At 62.4% G+C, this 19607-nt stretch carries 21 protein-coding genes; 14 read left to right on the forward strand and 7 right to left on the reverse strand.

Annotated elements, in window-relative coordinates:
• Positions 1-9: 9 nt before the first annotated feature.
• A complete protein-coding gene (gene odhB, locus P0Y65_02015; protein WEK05052.1) occupies positions 10-1275 on the forward strand; it encodes a 2-oxoglutarate dehydrogenase complex dihydrolipoyllysine-residue succinyltransferase in 1266 nt (421 codons plus the stop codon).
• Between the two features lie 154 nt (positions 1276-1429).
• Positions 1430-1882 (forward strand): hypothetical protein, encoded by a 453-nt coding sequence (locus tag P0Y65_02020; protein WEK05053.1) that lies wholly within the window; start codon positions 1430-1432, stop codon positions 1880-1882.
• Here P0Y65_02020 and P0Y65_02025 read toward each other — a convergent pair whose 3' ends face one another.
• Together P0Y65_02025 and P0Y65_02030 are read right to left on the reverse strand one after the other, a co-directional pair.
• Entirely contained in the window at positions 1883-2716 is an 834-nt protein-coding gene (locus P0Y65_02025) for a MipA/OmpV family protein (GenBank protein ID WEK05054.1), read from the reverse strand. It lies immediately after the preceding gene.
• Positions 2717-2819: 103 nt separating this feature from the next.
• Positions 2820-3812, reverse strand: a complete 993-nt coding sequence (locus tag P0Y65_02030; GenBank protein ID WEK05055.1) for a PAN domain-containing protein — start codon at positions 3810-3812, stop codon at positions 2820-2822.
• A 209-nt stretch (positions 3813-4021) separates the two neighbouring features.
• Here P0Y65_02030 and P0Y65_02035 point away from each other — a divergent pair, with 209 nt between their 5' ends.
• The 9 genes from P0Y65_02035 to P0Y65_02075 all read left to right on the forward strand — a co-directional run bounded on the left by P0Y65_02035 (position 4022) and on the right by P0Y65_02075 (position 12030).
• Positions 4022-4654 (forward strand): LysE family transporter, encoded by a 633-nt coding sequence (locus P0Y65_02035; protein ID WEK05056.1) that lies wholly within the window; start codon positions 4022-4024, stop codon positions 4652-4654.
• 19 nt (positions 4655-4673) lie between these two features.
• Positions 4674-6083, forward strand: coding sequence for a dihydrolipoyl dehydrogenase (lpdA, locus tag P0Y65_02040; protein ID WEK05057.1), 1410 nt, complete (start codon positions 4674-4676; stop codon positions 6081-6083).
• 267 nt (positions 6084-6350) lie between these two features.
• Complete coding sequence (locus P0Y65_02045; GenBank protein ID WEK05058.1) at positions 6351-7331, forward strand: TRAP transporter substrate-binding protein; 981 nt, start codon at positions 6351-6353, stop codon at positions 7329-7331.
• Between the two features lie 186 nt (positions 7332-7517).
• Positions 7518-8051 (forward strand): TRAP transporter small permease, encoded by a 534-nt coding sequence (locus tag P0Y65_02050; GenBank protein ID WEK06708.1) that lies wholly within the window; start codon positions 7518-7520, stop codon positions 8049-8051.
• A gap of 7 nt (positions 8052-8058) precedes the next feature.
• Positions 8059-9345 carry a TRAP transporter large permease gene (locus P0Y65_02055; GenBank protein ID WEK05059.1) on the forward strand — a complete coding sequence of 429 codons (1287 nt, stop codon included), beginning with the start codon at positions 8059-8061 and terminating at the stop codon, positions 9343-9345.
• A complete protein-coding gene (locus tag P0Y65_02060; protein ID WEK05060.1) occupies positions 9345-10091 on the forward strand; it encodes a FadR/GntR family transcriptional regulator in 747 nt (248 codons plus the stop codon). Before P0Y65_02055 ends, P0Y65_02060 begins: the two co-directional genes overlap by 1 nt.
• Before the next feature lie 12 nt (positions 10092-10103).
• Positions 10104-10928 (forward strand): 5-dehydro-4-deoxy-D-glucuronate isomerase, encoded by an 825-nt coding sequence (gene kduI / locus P0Y65_02065; protein ID WEK05061.1) that lies wholly within the window; start codon positions 10104-10106, stop codon positions 10926-10928.
• Entirely contained in the window at positions 10925-11689 is a 765-nt protein-coding gene (kduD, locus tag P0Y65_02070) for a 2-dehydro-3-deoxy-D-gluconate 5-dehydrogenase KduD (GenBank protein WEK05062.1), read from the forward strand. Before kduI ends, kduD begins: the two co-directional genes overlap by 4 nt.
• Before the next feature lie 5 nt (positions 11690-11694).
• A complete protein-coding gene (locus tag P0Y65_02075; protein ID WEK05063.1) occupies positions 11695-12030 on the forward strand; it encodes a cupin domain-containing protein in 336 nt (111 codons plus the stop codon).
• A 238-nt stretch (positions 12031-12268) separates the two neighbouring features.
• On the opposite strand, the gene P0Y65_02080 is transcribed toward P0Y65_02075, so the two are convergent.
• Positions 12269-12889 carry a hypothetical protein gene (locus tag P0Y65_02080; GenBank protein WEK05064.1) on the reverse strand — a complete coding sequence of 207 codons (621 nt, stop codon included), beginning with the start codon at positions 12887-12889 and terminating at the stop codon, positions 12269-12271.
• 81 nt (positions 12890-12970) lie between these two features.
• Here P0Y65_02080 and P0Y65_02085 point away from each other — a divergent pair, with 81 nt between their 5' ends.
• Both P0Y65_02085 and uxuA read left to right on the forward strand, forming a co-directional pair.
• Positions 12971-13588 carry a trimeric intracellular cation channel family protein gene (locus P0Y65_02085; GenBank protein WEK05065.1) on the forward strand — a complete coding sequence of 206 codons (618 nt, stop codon included), beginning with the start codon at positions 12971-12973 and terminating at the stop codon, positions 13586-13588.
• A 59-nt stretch (positions 13589-13647) separates the two neighbouring features.
• Entirely contained in the window at positions 13648-14847 is a 1200-nt protein-coding gene (gene uxuA / locus P0Y65_02090; GenBank protein WEK05066.1) for a mannonate dehydratase, read from the forward strand.
• Between the two features lie 12 nt (positions 14848-14859).
• Here uxuA and P0Y65_02095 read toward each other — a convergent pair whose 3' ends face one another.
• The 4 genes from P0Y65_02095 to P0Y65_02110 all read right to left on the reverse strand — a co-directional run bounded on the left by P0Y65_02095 (position 14860) and on the right by P0Y65_02110 (position 18456).
• Positions 14860-15594, reverse strand: coding sequence for an ABC transporter permease subunit (locus P0Y65_02095; GenBank protein WEK05067.1), 735 nt, complete (start codon positions 15592-15594; stop codon positions 14860-14862).
• Positions 15594-16403, reverse strand: a complete 810-nt coding sequence (locus tag P0Y65_02100) for an ABC transporter permease subunit (protein WEK05068.1) — start codon at positions 16401-16403, stop codon at positions 15594-15596. Before P0Y65_02100 ends, P0Y65_02095 begins: the two co-directional genes overlap by 1 nt.
• A 444-nt stretch (positions 16404-16847) precedes the next feature.
• Positions 16848-17600: a transporter substrate-binding domain-containing protein gene (locus tag P0Y65_02105; protein WEK05069.1), complete on the reverse strand. Its 753-nt coding sequence runs from the start codon at positions 17598-17600 to the stop codon at positions 16848-16850.
• Positions 17601-17652: 52 nt separating this feature from the next.
• Complete coding sequence (locus P0Y65_02110) at positions 17653-18456, reverse strand: amino acid ABC transporter ATP-binding protein (GenBank protein WEK05070.1); 804 nt, start codon at positions 18454-18456, stop codon at positions 17653-17655.
• A gap of 179 nt (positions 18457-18635) precedes the next feature.
• Here P0Y65_02110 and P0Y65_02115 point away from each other — a divergent pair, with 179 nt between their 5' ends.
• Positions 18636-19427 (forward strand): YdcF family protein, encoded by a 792-nt coding sequence (locus tag P0Y65_02115; protein ID WEK05071.1) that lies wholly within the window; start codon positions 18636-18638, stop codon positions 19425-19427.
• Positions 19428-19607: the final 180 nt, after the last annotated feature.

Consider the following 19607-nt stretch of genomic DNA (forward strand, 5'->3'; position numbering starts at 1 on the left):
GACAAACCAATGTCGACTGAAATCCGCGTCCCCACCCTTGGCGAGAGCGTGACCGAGGCCACGATCGGCCAGTGGTTCAAGAAGGTTGGTGACTCTGTCGCCGCCGACGAGCCCATCGTCGAGCTCGAGACCGACAAGGTGACCATCGAAGTGCCGGCGCCTGCCGCTGGCGTGCTTGAAGCCATCGCTGCCCAGCCGGGCGAAACCGTCGACGTCGGTGCCCTGCTGGGTGCCATCGGCGGCGCCGGTGCTGCTGCTGCTCCTGCCGCCGCGGCTCCGGCCAAGGCCGAAGTCCCGGCTGCCAATGTTGCCGGCCCCGAGCCGGTGCAGCAGGCAACCGATCGCGCTCCGGCGCCGTCGGCCCAGAAGATGATCAACGAGAACGGCCTCGACGCCGGCACCATTGCCGGTTCGGGCAAGTCGGGCCAGGTGCTCAAGGAAGACGTGCTGTCTGCCCTTGCCAAGCCGGCTCAGGCTGCGGCTCCTGCCGTGGCCCAGGCCGCACCGGCATCGGCTCCCGCTGCCAAGCCTGAGGCGCCCAAGGCGCCGCGCGCTCCGGTTGCTGCCGATGATGCGGAGCGGGAAGAGCGGGTCAAGATGACCCGCCTGCGCCTCACCATCGCCCGTCGCCTCAAGGACGCGCAGAACACCGCCGCCATGCTGACCACTTTCAACGAAGTGGACATGAAGCCGGTGATGGACCTGCGCAATTCCTACAAGGAGCTGTTCGAGAAGAAGCATGGCGTCAAGCTCGGCTTCATGGGCTTTTTCACCAAGGCCGTCGTTCATGCCCTCAAGGAAATCCCGGCGGTCAATGCCGAGATCGATGGCGATGAGCTGATCTACAAGCAGTACGCCCATATCGGCGTGGCCGTGGGCACTGACAAGGGCCTCGTGGTCCCGGTGCTGCGCGATGCCGACCAGATGTCGATCGCCGAGATCGAAAAGGGCATTGCCGGCCTGGGCAAGAAGGCCCGTGACGGTGCGCTGTCGATGGCCGACATGCAGGGCGGCACCTTCACCATCTCCAATGGTGGTGTCTATGGCTCGCTGATGTCGACGCCGATCCTCAACGCCCCGCAGTCCGGCATTCTGGGCATGCACAAGATCCAGGAACGTCCGGTCGTGGTCGGTGGCCAGATCGTCATCCGTCCGATGATGTATCTCGCCCTCAGCTACGATCACCGTATCGTTGACGGCAAGGAAGCCGTGACCTTCCTGGTGCGCGTCAAGGAGAGCCTCGAGGCGCCGGAACGCCTGGTGCTCGACCTCTAATCTGCCTGATTGAAACTGCACAATTTGAGGGTCCGCTTCGGCGGGCCCTTTTTTGTAGCAGTTTCGTGATGTCGGTTACCCTCGATGCTAACAGTCTGTTAACGTCAAGGCCTCAGATGACATCAAACGTTCACACACGGTTTTCGGAGTAAGCTTGGTTTTGCGTTCCCTGGTTCTGACCGCCATTCTCGGGCTCGTTCCGTTCATTCCTGCTCACGCACAAGACGCCGGCAATGCCGAGCTGGTGGGCGAGCTGATGGCCTTCCATGGCTCGCGGGTGATCGTCTCGGCGATGACGACGCATTGCTACGAGACCACCGGGCTCGATGGCGCCTACAAGACGGCCTATGACAATTGGTATCTGCGCAATATCGGCTTTCTCGATCTGGCCGACCGCGTCGTGACGCGGCTTGGCGGCGCTCAGAACGGCGAGAAGCAGGCGGCCGAAACCTATGGCGGCACGCAGATCATGAGTGCCTATAACCAGGCCGAGGACAAGGACGTGTTCTGCCGCGGCTTTCTCGCCCAGGTGCAGGACGGCGCGCTCGATATCGACCAGCAGCTCCCCGAAGCCCTTGCCAGGGCTCAGGAAGTCGCCTCGCAGTAGCTAGAACGAAAAGCGGCGGGAAAGCCCGAGGCCGATGGTGAACTGGTGTTCGCTGCCGCTCTGGACGATGGGCGAATTGCGCGTGTCGCCGACGAAGGTCGAATAGGATCCCTTCAGATTGGCGAATGTATCGGGGATGAATTCGTAGCGCGCTTCGGCCTTGAGGCCGATGGACTTGATGCCGCCCTCGGCCTCGTATTCGGCAAGCCGTCCGCCGGTCGCCGCAGACTGGGCGCTGGTCACGCCAAAATAGGTGTCCATATAGCCTTCCGAAGCAAGGCTTACGACCGGGCCGCCGGTGATCTGGAGTTGCGGCGTCACGTCGGCCGTCACGTCGATTCCGACTTCGCCGACAACACCTTCCGCTCCACCAAAGGCATAGCGCGCGGCGCCGTAGACTTCGGCTGTGACGGTATCGGTCAGGACCATTTCATAGCCAACCCGGGCGCCCAGCCCGAAGGTGGCATCGACATTATCGAGGCCGGTCAGGGCTGCATGGTCGGTGCTGACGCGTTCGCCGGCAAAGCTGACGGATGGGGCAAAGCGGAGGCCGCCTGCGGTCTTGGGTCCGCCACCGACGTCGATCAGGCCGGGGATGTGGAAGCGCTCAACGGAAATGATGGGCAGGAAGGTGGCGCTATAGTCGGAGGCACCTTCATAGGCCGGCGCGGCACCTATGCCAGCGCCGAGAATGAAGATGAAATCATGTGTGGGCTGAATGGCATAGAGATCGGTGGGCGCAGCGCCGTAGGTGTCAAACCCGGCAGCATGGGAGAGGCTTGATGAGGCAATGAGCAGAGGAAAAGTCAGAACGAGGCAATAGGGGAAGCGCATGAAATATCCAGTCGGTCCGGCCAGGCACACCGGAGTCGATGCAGTCTCGGACGCTCCCAGATAGCACATGTATGTTACGGAGAGATTGCCTGCTGGCGGAAGGCTATTCGAGCGCGATGATGTCTGTGGGCGGGACGTCCTCACCCTCGATTTCAAGCACGCCATCATAGTCAGCGGCGATAAAAGCGCCTGACACCGCATGGGGATAGCTCACGGTGTCACCCATGTTGCTCTTGAGGAAACAATTGGGGCCGACCTTGGCGGCGGGGTCGAGATTGACCGTCATGGCGCTGCATTCGGCGTTTTCGAGACAGGCGGCAAAGCACTGTTCGAGGGTCTCGGTGCGCATCTTCTCGATGTCGGAGCCGTAGAAATCAACGCCGTCGTAGATGGCGAAGCGCGGCGCGCTGGAGGGTGCGGTGGTTTCCGTGTCGGTATCGGTGGACGCCGTCTGGGTTTCTTCTCCGCCGCCGCGATCGGGCCGCATGGCCGTGAGAACGACTTCGGGAACCTGGCGGAATTCGGCGACGAGGCTCTTGAGCTGGCCGTGATTGCGGTTGATGCCGAGGCGATCGACTTCGGCCTGGGTGAAAATATACATGTCGTCAGAAGGGGTTCGCAGCATGCGGCTGATGACCTCCTGAGGCGTGTCGAAGCGCGCCAGCATGTCGAGAATGTCAGAAACGACGAATTGCGCCTGCGAGGTGCTGTCCTCGCCGCCATAGAACTGATGCACGCCGAGTTCGCCCTGGTCGAGGCGGGAGGCACCGGAAAGGAAGATGTAGGAACAGGCCGAATGGCAGCCAAACGTCGGTGGGATATAGGTGTTGATGCCACGAAGGTGGATCTCGTCGGCCAGCAGCAGGCCGCCAGTCACCGAGCCGCCGTCGCTCGAGAGCACCAGGGTCTTGAGATTGGGCTGGCGCGACATGACCGTCTTGAACTCGAGCGGCGTCTGCGGGGTGATGTCGCCGGCGAGAATGGCGAATTCGGCGTCCTGTCCCATGATGATGAAGGAGCCATGTCGCTCGACACTTTGTGCAAGCACAGGGGTGACGCTGAGCATGAGGGCCATCAGGGCAGACCAAAAACGCATTCGCTAAGTCTCCAGCAGGAAATGCTTTTTTCTCAAATGCAGAATTCTTAATGCGTCTCGGCGCGTCGAGTCCAGAGAAGTCTTAACGAAAGTTAAGAAGCGGTTGCTTTGTCGCCCGAACGGCATGGAGCTCGGGAAACCACATGTCTCGTTGCCCGTGGCGTCGTGCTGGTGTAACGGAAGAGCCGCGACTATGCGGCGGTGATCCGATGAGTTTTCCCTGGTTGGAATTTGCAGGCTTGATGCTGGCCTTCGGCATCAATGCCGTGATCCCGGGTGCCGACTTCGCCATGGTGCTGCGCCAGTCGATTGCGCATGGCCGTCGCGCCGGCATCATGACATCTGCCGGCATCGCCACCTCGATCCTGGTCCATGGCAGCTATACGCTGCTGGGTCTCGGCGTCATTGTCGGCAATTCGCTGATGCTGTTCAATATTCTGAAGTGGGCCGGCGCGGCCTATCTGGTCTGGCTGGCGATCTCGGCACTGCGCAGCGCGCCGCCGCAGCCGCCGGCCGAGGCCGATCTGGCTGGGGCCAAGCGCGGTGATTTCGCGGCTTTTGCGCTGGGCTTTCTGACCAATCTGCTCAATCCGAAGGCCGTGTTGTTCTTCCTGGCGCTGTTTACGACGCTGGTGTCGGCGCGTACCGGCAATGACATCAAGGTCATTTATGTGGGCAGCATGAGCATCATGCTTTTTGCCTGGTTCGCATTGGTCTCGGTTTTCTTTACGACAGCCTCGGTACGACAAGGGTTTTTCCGTTTCGGCCGGTGGTTTAATCGGGTAACCGGCATTACATTCATCCTGCTGGCAGTGCGTGTGGCACTGGCGCAGCAACACTAACCTTTTGGGGCACCAAGAAATGGCAGACGCGTACGATCTCACCATCATCGGCTCGGGTCCGGGCGGCTATGTCGCGGCGATCCGCGCTGCACAGCTTGGGATGAAGGTGGCGGTTGTCGAAAAATGGGCAACGCATGGCGGCACTTGCCTCAACATCGGCTGCATTCCCTCCAAGGCGCTGCTGCATGCGTCGGAGCTGTTCGAAGAGGCCGGCCATAGCTTCAAGGGCCTGGGCATCGACATTCCGGCGCCGGTTCTGAACCTGCCGCAGATGATGAATCACAAGTCCGAAACCGTGGCGGCCAATGTCGGCGGCGTGGATTATCTGTTCAAGAAGAACAAGATCACCCCGATCCGCGGCATCGGTACGATCACCGCGCCGGGCAAGGTTCTGGTGACGCCGCAGACCGGCGCTGCCACCGAGATCGAGACGAAAAACATCGTGATTGCAACAGGTTCGGTGTCTGCTGGCCTGCCGGGGATCGAGATCGACGAGAAGCAGATCGTGACCTCTACCGGCGCGCTGACGCTGGAAAAAGTGCCAGGCAAGCTGCTCGTCATCGGCGCCGGCGTGATCGGGCTGGAGCTCGGTTCGGTCTGGGCGCGGCTTGGTGCGCAAGTGACTGTCGTTGAATATCTGGATCGCATCCTGCCCGGCATGGATAGCGAAGTGGCGCGGCAGTTCCAGCGCATGCTGCAGAAGCAGGGCATGGAGTTCAAACTGTCGAGCAAGGTGGCCGGAATCGACAAGCAGGACGACGGTTCGCTCAAGGTCCGGATCGAGCCGGCCAAGGGCGGCGACATGGAAATGTTGAGCGCTGACGTGGCTTTGGTGGCGATCGGCCGCAAGCCGTTCACCGAAGGCCTGGGTCTCGACATCGTCGGCGTGGCGCTGGACGAGCGCGGCCGGGTGCGGGTCGACCAGCATTACAAGACCTCGGTCGACGGCATTTATGCCATTGGCGACGTGATTGCCGGGCCGATGCTGGCGCACAAGGCCGAGGACGAGGGCATTGCGATTGCCGAAATCCTCAATGGCCAGGCCGGTCATGTGAATTATTCTGCAATTCCGGCAGTGGTTTACACCAATCCGGAAATCGCTTCGGTGGGCAAGACCGAGGACGAGCTGAAGGCCGCGGGTGTCGAGTACAAGATCGGCAAATTCCCCTTCACCGCCAATGGTCGTGCCAAGGCGATGCTGGCGACACAGGGTTTTGTGAAGATCCTGGCGGATGTGACCACCGATCGAGTTCTAGGCGCGCATATCGTGGGCAAGAATGCCGGCGAGATGATCCATGAACTCGTCGTACTGATGGAATTTTCTGGTTCGTCAGAAGACCTTGCACGCTCGACTCATGCCCATCCGACGCTGTCGGAAGCCGTGCGCGAGGCCGCGCTGTCGCTCGGCGACGGCGCTATCCATATCTAAAGCAAGCATGCTGGACGACTTCGTGTCGTCCACCTGCAAATATCTGGGGTTCCGGCGCGCCGGGACCCCTTTTGTTTTGTCCAACCGCAAATTCATCATACAAGTTGGCGCGGTTTGTATGTTGACTTGTTCTTTTGCCTTCCATACCAGTTTTGAGGTGGACGATATCCCGTCTTGAGGAGGAGGGGAGATCGCCGCTGGAACGGCAGCACTCGCTTGACGGCGCGGAGGACGAGCCGGAGCGCTGCCACCTTTGGGAGGATCAACATGTTTCATCTGCCAAGACTGGCAGCGATGGCGCTCGTCGCTACGTCGCTGATGGCCTCGACGGCCAGCGCCCAGACCGTGCTGCGCTCGTCGGACACGCATCCCGACGGCTATCCGACCGTGGAAGCGGTCAAGCATTTCGGCGCGCTGCTGAAAGAGAAGACCGACGGGCGCTATGCGGTGGAAGTGTTCCACTCGGCGCAGCTCGGCCAGGAGGCCGATACGATCGAGCAGACGCAGTTCGGCGTCATCGACATGAACCGCATTTCGATCGGCGCCTTCGGGACGCAGGTGCCGGAAGCGACCGTGACACAACTGCCCTATATCTTCCGTTCGGCTGATCACTTCCACAATGTGCTCGATGGTCCGATCGGGGAGGAAATCCTTGCCGCCTTCGACAAGGTCGATGTGGTGGCGCTGGCCTTTTACGACGGCGGGGCGCGCTCGTTCTACAATAGCGAAAAGCCGATCACGACGCCGGCCGACCTCAGCGGCATGAAGCTGCGGGTAATGCAGTCGGACATTTTCGTCGACATGGTGGGGGCACTGGGCGGCAATGCGACGCCGATGCCCTATGGCGAGGTCTATTCGGCGATCGAGACCGGGGTGATCGAGGGCGCAGAGAACAATTACCCGAGCTACGACACGGCGGGCCATGCAGAGGTGGCGAAGTTCTACTCGCTCGATGAACATCTCATGGTGCCGGAAGTGCTGGTCGTGTCCAAGGTGATCTGGGACGGGCTGACGCCGGAGGACCAGGCGCTGTTCCGTGAGGCGGCCAAGGAATCCGTGGCCAAGCAGCGCGAGCTGTGGACGGCCAAGGAGGCCGAGTCCAAGGCGGCGGTGGAAGCGCTGGGCGCGACGATCAACGAGGTCGACAAGCAGCCGTTCATCGATGCGATGGGGCCGGTTTATGAGAAGTATGTGACGGATCCGGCGCTGATTGAGCTGGTGGAGCGGATCCGGGCTACGGAGGGGTGAGAGCTGCACTGAAGGTGCCCCACCCACGATGTCACCCCGGCCTTGAGCCGGGGCCCATCCCGGGAGGGCGCCACAGCCGCCAGGTCGCGGTGATGAGCACTGCGACCCAGCGGCAGTTCAGAAATCTCGAGATGGGTCCCGGCTCAAGGCCGGGATGACACCGAGTGTGTGGAGGCGCCGGTGACTATGAAACAATCGCTCAAATCGGTCAGTCGCGCGCTGAACGCCCTGTCCACCGCCGCCCTCTGGGTGGCGGGGACCGGGCTTGTGGCCATGACAATTATCGTCGCCTATCAGGTGTTTACCCGCTACGTGCTCAATGCTTCGCCGCCGTGGACGGAGGCGGCTTCGATCATGATCATGAGCTGGTTCATTTTCCTCGGGGCGGCCGTGGGGGTGCGGGAGAACTTTCATATGGGGTTCGACGTGCTGATGTATGTGCTGCCCAAGGGGGCCAAGCCGTGGCTGCATGCGATCACGGACCTGGCCATTTTCGGCTTTGCCTTTGGCATGGTGTTTTATGGCGGGGAGCTCGCTATCCGCTACTGGTCGACGCGAATCCCCGTGCTCGGACTGCCGACGACCTTCACCTATCTCCCCGTGGTGCTGAGCGGATTTATGATGTGCCTGTTTTCGCTGGAGCGGCTGCTTTTGCGGCTGGCCGGCGAGAATGTGGATGAACCCCTGAGTGACGACGTTGTCGTCGCCACGGCGGATTGAGGGCGCGATGGAATATTGGGTTCTCTTCGGTGTGTTCACTGCCCTGATGCTGGTCGGCACGCCCATCGCCTTTTGCCTGGGGATCGCGAGCTTTGCCACCATCGTCTATCTCGGACGGCCGGCGATCGTGGTGTTCCAGCAGCTCAACTCCGGCGTCTCGGTGTTTACGCTGATGGCCGTGCCCTTCTTCATCTTTGCCGGTGACCTGATGGTGCGCGGCGGGATTGCGGCGCGGATCATTGCCTTTGCCGGGGCGCTGGTGGGGCATTTGCGCGGGGGGCTGGGCCAGGTCAATGTGGCGGCCTCCACGCTGTTTGGCGGCATTTCCGGCTCGGCCGTGGCGGAGGCTGCTGCGGTGGGCGGGATCATGATCCCGCAGATGAAGGCGCGCGGCTATGGCGCCGACTATGCGGTCAATGTCACCTCGATGGCGGCGCTGATCGCGCTGCTGCTGCCGCCCAGCCACAACTTGATCATCTATTCGCTCTCCGGCGGCGGGCGGATTTCGATCGCCGACCTGTTCACCGCCGGGATCATTCCAGGGCTGCTGCTGGCGGTGGCGCTGAGCATCACGGCCTATATCGTGGCGGTGAAGCGCGGCTATCCGACGGAGCGCTTTCCCGGCTTTGCCAAGGCGCTGGAATATTTCATCATTTCCATTCCGGGGCTGCTGCTGATCGGCATCATCTTTGGCGGGGTGCGGTCGGGGATTTTCACGGCGACGGAAAGCTCCTGCATCGCGGTGATCTATGCCTTCCTCGTGACACTGCTGATCTATCGCTCGATGAGTTGGAGCGCGTTCGTGCATTGCGTGACCGGGGCGGTGCGGACCACGGCCATGGTGCTGTTCATCATCGGGGCGGCGGCAAGCTTTGGCTGGCTGATGGCCTATCTGCGCGTGGCGCCAATCCTGACCGAAGCGATATCGCAGCTGACGCAGGACCCGCTGATGGTGCTGCTGCTGATCAATGTGCTGCTGCTGCTGCTCGGCACGTTTATGGATATGGGTCCGCTGATCGTCATCACCACGCCGATCTTTCTGCCCATGGTGCAGAGCTTCGGCGTCGATCCGGTGCACTTCGGGGTGATCATGATTTTGAACCTCGGGATCGGGCTCAATACGCCGCCGCTCGGGCCGGTGCAGTTCGTGGCGGCGGCGGTGGGCAAGATTTCGGTGATGCAGGCGATGCGCTCGGTCTGGCCCTTCTATGGGGCGGGGCTGATCGTGCTCGGCCTCGTCACCTATATTCCGGCGCTGTCGCTGTGGCTGCCGGCTGTATTCAGAGGCAATTGATGAGTTTGCATGACGACATGGTGGCGACGACGCGTCGCCCGAAACTGGCCGACCTGGTGATCGAAACGGTGCGCAAGCGGATTGCTGCCGGCGAATACAAGGCCGGCGGGCGGCTGCCGACCGAAAACGAGATGACGACGATCTTTGGCGTCAGCCGGACGGTGGTGCGCGAGGCGATCGCGGCGCTGTCGGCGGATGGGCTGGTGCAGTCGCGGCAGGGGGCAGGCGTGTTCGTCGTCGGCCATGCGGCTGCGGCCTTCAGCGAGATTGCCGAGAAGAGCAACAAGATTTCGGTCGCCATCAATGTGCTGGAAGTGCGCATGGGTATCGAGATCGAGGCGGCGGGGCTGGCGGCGCTGCGGCGCAGCGACAGCCAGGATGCGGCGATCCACGAGGCCTGGGGCGAGTTCGAGCGGCTGATGGGGCTGGGCAATCCGACGGGCAAGACCGATTTTGCCTTTCACCGCGCCATCGCGGTGGCGACGAATAATCCGTTCTATGTGGAAGTGCTGGACGGGCTGGGGAGCCGAACCATTCCCTGCGACGTCTCTTCGCCCTGGGGCACGGAAAGCGTGCTGCCCTACAACTATCAGGCGGGGCTGCATCGCGAGCACCGCCGGATCATGAGTGCGATTTCGGCGCAGGACGCCGACGCCGCGCGCGAGGCCATGCGACAGCATCTGTCGTGGAGCCTCGAGCGCTATCGAAACCGGCTGCGCCAGCAGTCGCAGGACAATTCAGACTGAACAGGACCAGAGATGACAACCGATTACGATATCCGCTTCGCCATTGATCCGGTGAGTGCCGCGACGATGAACACGGCGGAGCTGCGCGAGCATTTTCTGGTCGACGACCTGTTTGCCGAAGGGGCGATCAACTGGACCTATACCCATTATGACCGCATGGCGGTGGGCGGGGCGGTGCCGGGGAGCAAGCCGCTGCTGCTCGAGACGATCAAGCCGACGGGCACGGCGGGGTTTCTGGACCGGCGCGAGCTGATTGCGGTCAATATCGGCAGCGCGGGCACGATCGTGGTCGACGGGCAGGACCACGAAGTGGGCGAACGCGACATGCTCTATATCGGGATGGGGAGCCGGGATGTGCGCTTTGCCGGGCAGGGGGCGAAATATTACCTGCTGAGCGCGCCGGCCCATGCCAGCCACCCGACCACGCTGCTGCGGCAGGCGGGGGCCAAGCGGCTCGACCTCGGCAGCGCCGAGACGGCCAATGAGCGTTCGATCTTTCAATATACCAATGACCTCAAGAGCTGCCAGCTCGTCGTCGGGCTGACCAGCTTTGCGCCGGGCTCGGTGTGGAACACCATGCCGGCGCATATCCATGACCGGCGGATGGAGGCCTATCTCTATTTTGACCTCAAGCCGGATGCCTTCGTGGTGCATCTGATGGGCGAGCCGGAGGAGACGCGGCACCTGATCATGCGCAACGAGCAGGCGGTGATTTCGCCGCCGTGGTCGATCCACGCGGGCGCGGGCACCGGGGCTTACACCTTCATCTGGGCGATGGCCGGCGACAATGTCGACTATACCGACGCCGAAAAGGTGGAAATGGGCGATCTGCTGTGACGGACCTTTCGGCATTTTCGCTCAGCGGCAAGACGGTCATGGTGACCGGGGCCAATACCGGCATCGGGCAGGGCATTGCGCTTTCCATCGGCCGGGCCGGTGGCCGGGTGATCGGCGTGGGGCGGTCGGGCATGGAGGAGACGGCGTCGCTGATGGCGGGGCTGGGGGCGGACTTTGTGGAAGTCCGCGCTGACCTGGGCTCGACGGTGGAGGCGCAGGCGATGTTCGAGCGGGCGTGGGAGCAGCATGGGCCGATCGACGGGCTGGTCAACAATGCCGGGATCATCAGAAGAGTCGATGCGGTGGATTTCACCGAGGCCGACTGGGATGCGGTGATGGATATCAACCTCAAGACCATGTTCTTCCTCTGCCAGTCGCTGGGGAAGAAGGTCTTGTCCGAAGGGCGGCAGGGGAAGGTAGTCAACATCTCGTCCATGCTGAGCTTTCAGGGAGGGATACGCGTCGCGAGCTATACGGCGTCCAAATCGGGCGTGCTGGGGATCACGCGGCTGCTGGCCAATGAATGGGCGGCAAAGGGGATCAATGTGAACTCCATCGCGCCGGGCTATATCGAGACCAACAATACCGAGGCGTTGCGGGCCGATCCCGACCGGTCGGCGGCAATCCTGGGGCGGATTCCTGCGGGGCGCTGGGGCGAACCGTCCGACATCGGCGATGCGGCGGTGTTCCTGCTGTCGCAGGCGTCCAACTATATGCATGGCGCGGTCATCCCGGTGGATGGCGGCTGGCTGGCGAGGTGAATGAGATGAGCAAACAGAAATTTTTTGCGCAGCCGCATGACAGTGAATGGGTGGAACTGGCCCCGGGCAATACGCGCCGCGTGCTGATCCATACGCCCGAGCTGATGCAGGTGGAGTTTGGCTTCGAGCAGGGCGCCGTGGGCGCGCTGCATAGCCATCCGCATGTGCAGGTGAGCTATGTGGCCGAGGGGCGGTTCGAGGTGACGATCGACGGGGTGACGGAAGTGGTGGAGCAGGGGGGGAGTTTCATTGTTCCGTCCGGGCTCGAGCATGGCGTGGTGGCGCTGACGCGGGGGCGGCTGGTGGATGTGTTTACGCCGATGCGGGCGGACTTTCTCTGAGCCTTCGTCTTTCAGGTGATGCCGGTCTGCAAATGGCGATCATCTGCGCTTCCGGTCCTCACGTACCAACGTACGCTCCGGTCCGGTCCTCGATGATCACCATTTTCGCCTCGGCCTGACCTGAAATCCTTCAGTCTCAGGCATCGAGTTTGTGACTTCGATGGCGAGGGTTGGCTCCGTGCATCAACACCCACCGGATCAACCTTCTCCCTCAAGGGGAGAGGGTTGGCATCGAGTGCTAGCCAAGTTCCGCCAGCATCGCGGCATATCCACTCTCGTGCCGGCCTACCCAGTTGGCCATGCCCGGCTTGGTCAAGCGTCCGCGTCGGGGTGGGATATAGCTGTAGATCTGGCGCTCCGGCTGTTCGCGCCATTGCAGGTTGAAGGCGGAGAGCTTGGGGAAGAATTCCATGTCGGAATAGGGCAGGTGGTCGTGGATCCACCAGGCCATGGCTTCCCAGTGGCCGGTGCGCTCGTAAAAGGGGACGAAGCGGTTGACGACGACGCAGGCGGTGGCGCCCATGCGGCCCTGGGCGTCGCGGCGGTCCCAGATGTGGCCGGCGAAATTGGCGTCGTTGCTGGCGCAGTTGAGCTTGTTGATATTGCCGAAATTGTTGACCTCGGGGGAGCGATAAGCCGAGCGGATCGAGATGCGGCCGAATGTCTGCTGCAGCGGTTCGAGCAGGTTCTGGCAGAGGGCGGAGCCGGCGGCGATGGCCAGATCGGGGTCATCGGGGACATTGGCGATGCCGTGGATGGCGGCAATGTCAGAAAACAGAAAATCGCGCATGAAGAAACTGTCAGACAGGCGGGTGCGGCCGAATTCTTCCAGCGCCTTGACCGTTTTGGGAGAACGCATGTCAACTCCTTGGGCAGAATGCATAGTGTTCTGCTAGATAACGTCGGGCAACCCGGTTTCGACGTCAGGATTTTTGCCCTCATGCTGCTCATCATGTTTTACGTGGCCATCACGGCCGAGGCGATGACGGCGGCGCTGGCGGCCGGACGGCGGAGCATGGACTGGTTCGGGGTGTGTATTCTCGCCTGTGTGACGGCGCTGGGCGGGGGGACGACGCGGGATATTTTCCTCGGGCACTATCCGCTCTACTGGGTGGGGAACCCTTATATCCTGCTGCTGGTCTGCGGGGCGGCGCTGCTGACGATTGCCATTGCGCGGCTGGTGGACCGGCTGCGCTGGCCGTTCCTTTTGCTCGATGCGCTGGGGCTGGTGGTGTTCACCATCGTGGGCTGCAATATCGCCATCGAGACGGGGGCGCATCCGATCATCGTGATCGTTTCGGGGCTGGTGACGGGGATCGTCGGCGGCATTTTGCGCGATGTGCTGTGCAATGACGTGCCGCTGGTGTTTCGCAGCGAGCTCTATGCGACGGTGTCGATCGTTACGGGGGTGATCTATTACCTCGGAGTGCTGGCGGCGCTGCCGGAGGAATTGTCGCTGCTGGTGGCGCTGGGCGTGGGCTTTCCGCTGCGCGTGCTGGCGATCTACTTCAAATGGGAAATGCCCAAATTCGTGTTTGATCCGCAGATGCGGAAGTAGGGGCTTTTTCTCGCCGGCAAGCTGTGGCACTTCTTCCATACAAGTGTGGAGGACGTGCTTTGCGACAGACGTGGCGGTGGTTCGGGCCCAAGGATATCTGCAGCGTCGATGACATGACGCAGGTGGGGGCGGAGGGCGTGGTCAGCGCGCTGCATCACGTGCCCAATGGCGTGGTGTGGTCGCCCGAGGAGATCGCCAGGCGGCATGCCGAGATCGCGACGCGGAAAAATGGCGCGGCGTCGGGGCTGACCTGGGATGTGGTGGAGAGCCTGCCGGTCAGCGAGGATATCAAGAAGCAGAAGGGCGACTGGCGCGAGCATATCGCCAACTACAAGATTTCGATGCGCAACCTCAGCGACAGCGGCCTGGAAGTGATCTGCTACAATTTCATGCCGGTGCTGGACTGGACGCGGACGGACCTGCGCTGGGCCGTGCCCAATGGCGGCTCGGCGATGCGGTTCGACATCAATGATTTTGCGGCGTTCGACATTCATGTGCTCAAGCGGCAGGGCGCGGCGGCGGATTATACCAATGCGATTGCCGACGAGGCGGGGCGTCGCGCGGCTGACATGAGCGAGGCCGAGAAGAAGGCGTTGGCGCGGAATGTGACGATGGGCCTGCCGGGGTCGTCGGATAGCATGACGCTCGAGGATGTGCAGAGCCACCTCAGCGAATATGGCGGGATCAGCCGGGAGCAGCTGCGGCGCCATTTCGTGGATTTCCTGGAGGAGATCATTCCCGAGGCGGAGCGGCTGGGACTGCGGTTCTGCTGCCATCCCGACGATCCGCCGTTTGCGCTGCTGGGCCTGCCGCGGATCATGTCGACGGCGGCGGACTATCAGTTCATTCTCGATGCGGTGGATAGTCCGTGCAATGGCATGACCTTCTGCACGGGATCGCTGGGGGCGCGGCCGGACAATGACCTGCCGGCGATGTTCAGCCAGTTCGCGCCGAAAGTGCATTTCCTGCATCTGCGCAGTGTGAAGCGGGACAGCGATGCGATTGCTGGCTCGTTCTTCGAAGCCGAGCACCTTGATGGCGATACGGACATGGTGGCCGTGGTGGCGGCAATCGTGGCCGAAGAGAAGCGGCGCAAGACCGAGGGGCGCAAGGACTGGTCGATCCCGATGCGGCCCGACCATGGGCAGGATATTCTGGACGATCTGGGACGACGGACGCAGCCGGGCTATCCGATCATCGGGCGGATGAAGGGGCTGGCGGAGCTGCGCGGGGTATTCCGGGCGCTGGAACGGGCTTAGATCAGCCCGGGCCTAGCGGATCCACTTCGGCCGGAAGCGCATGCGCGGGGTGGTGGGCATGTGGCGCATGAGGCGGGCGTAGATCAGGCCGAAGATGAAGAAGATCACCAGCGAGACCGCCAGGAAGTAGAGCGCGGCGGCGGAATAATGCAGCACGGCATTGTAGTCGCGCTCGAAGAGCTGCTTGGCGGTGATCATCAGGTCCATCTGCTGGCCGATGACGGGGAGGGCCAGATAGACTAGGGCGGTGGCGTGAAAGAGGAAGACCACTTCATTGGTATAGGCCGGCCAGGCCAGGCGGATGAGGTTTGGCCAGATGACGTGGCGGAACTGCTGGGCGGTCGACATGCCATAGGCGCGGGCGGCTTCGACCTCGCCGCGCGGCACGGCGCGCAGGGCGCCATAGAAGATCTCGGCAGTATAGGCGGCGGTGTTGAGCACCAGAACCAGCGGGCCGATGAAGAGCGGATGGAGCACGAACCAGGACCAGCCCCAGGGCTTCCAGAGCGGGATATTGAGTGCCAGCATCATGGAATAGACCATGAAGAACTGGATGAAGAGCGGCGAGCCGCGGAAGGCGTAGATGAAGCCGCGGCTGAGGCGGTTGATGAGGACGTTGTCCGACGCCTTGCCCAGGGCCAGGAAGACCGCAAAGACGAAGCCGAGCGGGATGGAGGCGAGGGCAAAGTAGATGTTGAAGACGACCGCCGGGGCGAAGAGGGTGAGTTCATGCAGGAAGCGGTCCATCAGCGGGCCTCGCTCAGAATGCCGCGGCCGGCGCGACGCATGATGGCCTCGAAGCCCTTTTCCGACAGGAAGGTGACGAGGATGTAGAAGACGAAGAGCACGAGGTAGTAGCGCCAGCGCCAGTCCTCGTGCACGAGGCCGACGGCGGGCAGGAAATTGGGGGCGCCGAGACGGTCGGCCCAGAGCACGATATCGGCGATCTGCAGCAGCGAGAGCAGCGACGTCGACTTGATGATCAGCATCCAGACATTGGAGAGCCCAGGCAGGGCATAGACCCACATCTGGCGGATCTGCACGCGCCAGAGCACCTGGACGGCACTGAGGCCATAGGCGCGGGCGGCTTCGAGCTGCCCCTTGGGCACCGAGCGCAGGGCGCCGTGGATGACATTGGTGGCGAAGGCGCCGTAGACGAGGCCGAGCGAGACCGAAGCGAGGATCAGATATTCGGTGGTGCCGAGGATCCAGTTGGCTTCCTTGCAGGGCGGCCAGGCGGCCGACTGGGCGGCAATGGTGTCGGCACTGCAGACCTGGGTCGACAGCAGCCACTCGACGCCTTGCTCGAAGGCGAGGGGCACAAAGAGGAAGAAGAGCACATCGGGCACGCCGCGCACGATGTTGGAATAGGTCGAGCCGAGCAGGCGCAGCGGAAGAAAACGCGAATTCTTGAGCGTGGCGCCGATCAGGCCGAAGACAATGGCCAGAATGCCGCCGACGACCGCGGCGAAAATGGTGAACTGGAAGCTGGCGTACCAGGTCAGGTGCTTGCCGTTGGTGATGTAGCTCAGCCAGAAGGCGATGTCGTCGCTCATGATCTGGCTTTCATTGGCAGGGGCATCGTGGGTTGGGCATTCCAGTTGTTCGGGCAGGCGGTTGAGATGTCGCCGCGACCTTGCGGCTGTGGCGGCATCTCGGGATGGGCCCCGGCTCAAGGCCGGGGTGACACCGAGGGTGTGGGGCCTTCAGTGCACATCTGTCCACTTCGGGCACCAAATTCTCCGATCATCCCTCTCCCCTTGAGGGAGAGGATGTTCGCACTGCCGTCGCCACACGCGCGACGTCATCCCGGCCTTGAGCCGGGATCCATCCTGAGATGGAGGTCCTGCCGCAAGGTGTTCGTGCCATCAAGCACTACCTTGCAGCTGCGGTACGATCTCGAGATGGGCCCCGGCTCAAGGCCGGGGTGACACCGAGTTTGTGGGTCGTCTAGTCCAAATCATGGCCCTTACTCTCGGAAGAGTGAGGGACTTCGTTGGTTACTCGGCGTAGTAGGGGCCGCGGCCGTCGAACCACTGGGCGATCAGCTTGTCGACGGTGCCGTCGGCCTTGAGGGCGGCGAGGGCGGTGTCGAGCTTGGTCTTGAGTTCGGTCTCGTCCTTGCGGATGCCGCCGCCCATGCCGTCGCCGATCGAAACGTCTTCGCCGGTGATTTCGATGGCGCCGCCCGAGGCTTCGACCACGGGGTCAAGATAGGCACCGTCGATGAAGATGAGGTCGAGATTGCCACCGGCCAGATCGGCCAGCGCCTGGTCGGCGGTGGTGAAGGAGACGATGGTATTGTCGGCCGCGAGGTTTTCCTCGGCATAGGCGGCCTGGATGGTGCCGCCCTGGACGCCGATGCGCTGGCCCGAAAGGGCAGCGAAATCGATCGTGGTGCCGGCATTGGTGGCGAACTTGGACGGATCGGGCGGGAAATAGGCGTCGGTAAAGTCGATGGTTTCGAGGCGTTCGGCGGTGATCGACATGCCGGCCATGATCACATCGTAGTTGCCAGCCAAGAGGTTGGGGATGATGGAATCCCAATCATTGGTGACGATCTCGCAGGTGACGGCGGCCTTTTCGCACATGGCATTGGCCAGGTCGATCTCATAGCCTGCCGGCTCGCCGGCTTCGTTGATGAAATTCCAGGGGGCATAGGCGCCTTCGGTGGCGATGCGGACGGTTTCCTGGGCCTGGGCGGCGGTGCCGAGGGCGAGGATCGCCGCGGCGGTGAGGATGAGTTTTTTCACTGTGTTACTCCATTGGGTTTCTTGCCGTGAGCCCGGTTTTCCGGGTCTGTGTTCAAGGCTGTTGGTCGTGGGCGGCGTTGAGGAATTGCTTGAGGCGGGCAGATCGGGTGGCGCCGAAGACCTGTTCGGGCGTGCCCTCTTCCTCGATCAGGCCCTGATGAAGGAAGACGACGCGGTCGCTGATGGTGCGGGCGAGGTCCATGTCGTGGGTGACCATGACCATGGTGCGGCCCTCGTCGGCGAGCACCTTGATGACGCGGGTGACTTCGACCTGCAGCTCGGGATCGAGCGCCGATGTGGGCTCATCGAACAGCATGACGCGCGGATTGATGCAAAGGGCACGGGCGATGGCGGCGCGCTGCTGCTGGCCGCCGGAAAGCTGGTTGGGATAGCTGTCGGCCTTGGACTCAATGCCCACCTTGGCCAGCATGGCGAGAGCCTCGGCCCTGACCTCGGCCTTGTCGCGGCGCTGCACGACGAGCGGCGCTTCCATGACATTTTCAAGGATGGTCAGGTGAGCCCAGAGATTGAAGCTCTGGAAAACCATGCCCAGCTCGGAGCGGATGCGGCGGATCTGGTTCTCGTCAGCGATGTGGCGGCGCTGGCCGTTGCCGGCGAGCCTGATCTCCTCACCATCGATCGAGACGGTGCCGCTATCGGGCACTTCGAGCATGTTGATGCAGCGCAGCAGCGTCGACTTGCCGGAGCCGGACGAGCCAATCAGGGACACGACCTCACCCTCGCGGGCAGAGAAGGAAATTCCCTTGAGCACGTCGAGCTCGCCGAAGGACTTGTGCAAGTCGCGGATCGCCACGACAGGCCACTTCTCCGCAACAGCGGCATTCGCCTGCGCCATATTCACCTTTGGCCCGCATGCAGCGGGCGCCTTCCTGACCGGGCGATTGCCTTTTTTTAAGGCTGGCAATCTTGACCGCTGTCTAGAAAAGCAAAAGTGGGGTCATTGGCAAGCACAAATGATGGTGGCTCACCAGCCTTTGCTGGGTTATCCAAACGCAGGCCATCGGAGGCGTCGCATTGTTCTACACACTGGCGAAGATTTTCTGGGTTGTCGCTCAACCGCTTAGCGTGATCGGGCTGCTGGTGCTGGCCGGGATTGTGCTGGTTTTTCTGGGCCGTAAGCGGCTGGGGCTTGCATCCAGCGCATTGGCGCTGGTCGTGCTGGTGCTGTGCAGTTTTACCACGCTGGGGGCGCTGGTCATCCGGCCGCTGGAGGATCGGTTCGCGCGGCCTGCGGAATTGCCCGAGAGCGTCGATGTGATCATCGTGCTGGGCGGCTCGACGCTGGCGCGGGTCAGCACGGCGCGCGGGGTGGCCGAGCTCAATGATGCGGGTGACCGGCTGACCGATGCGGTGGTGCTGGCGCGGCGCTATCCCGAAGCGCGGATTGTCTATTCGGGCGGAGCGGGGCTGCTCGATCCGGGTGAGCCGGAAGCGGAGACGGCGCAGCGGTTTTTCCTCTCGATGGGCATTGCGGCGGAGCGGCTGGTGCTGGAAGACCAGTCGCGCAATACGGACGAGAATGCCGGGTTGACGGCGGCGCTGCTGGGCAGTGAGGGCGGTACGGCCGTGCTGGTGACCTCGGCCTTTCACATGCCGCGCTCGGTCGGGCTGTTTCGCCGGGTGGGGCTGGATGTGATCCCCTGGCCGACGGATTATCGCAGTTCGGGGCAGGAGGGGTTTGGGTTGGATTTCGCCAATCCGGTCAATGCACTCAACATCATGAGCATTGCGACAAAGGAGTGGGTCGGGCTGGTGGTTTATCACTGGACGGGGCGGATTGGGGAGGTTTTGCCGGGGCCTGCGTAAGTGTCTTGGAGCGCTCAGCGGTCTGCCTTGTCCCCTTGAGGGAGAAGGTGCCCAAAGGTTCACCGAGTTCGCGAAAACGAATTTCGGTTGGGATGAGGGGTCATCAAGCCATCCTGCAGCACCGAAGCATGAGATAGCGCAGGACCCCTCACCCTGCTTTTCTGCTGAACGCAGAAAAGC

Source organism: Candidatus Devosia phytovorans, assembly GCA_029202405.1.
In the GTDB taxonomy this organism is placed as follows: Bacteria; Pseudomonadota; Alphaproteobacteria; order Rhizobiales; family Devosiaceae; genus Devosia; species Devosia phytovorans.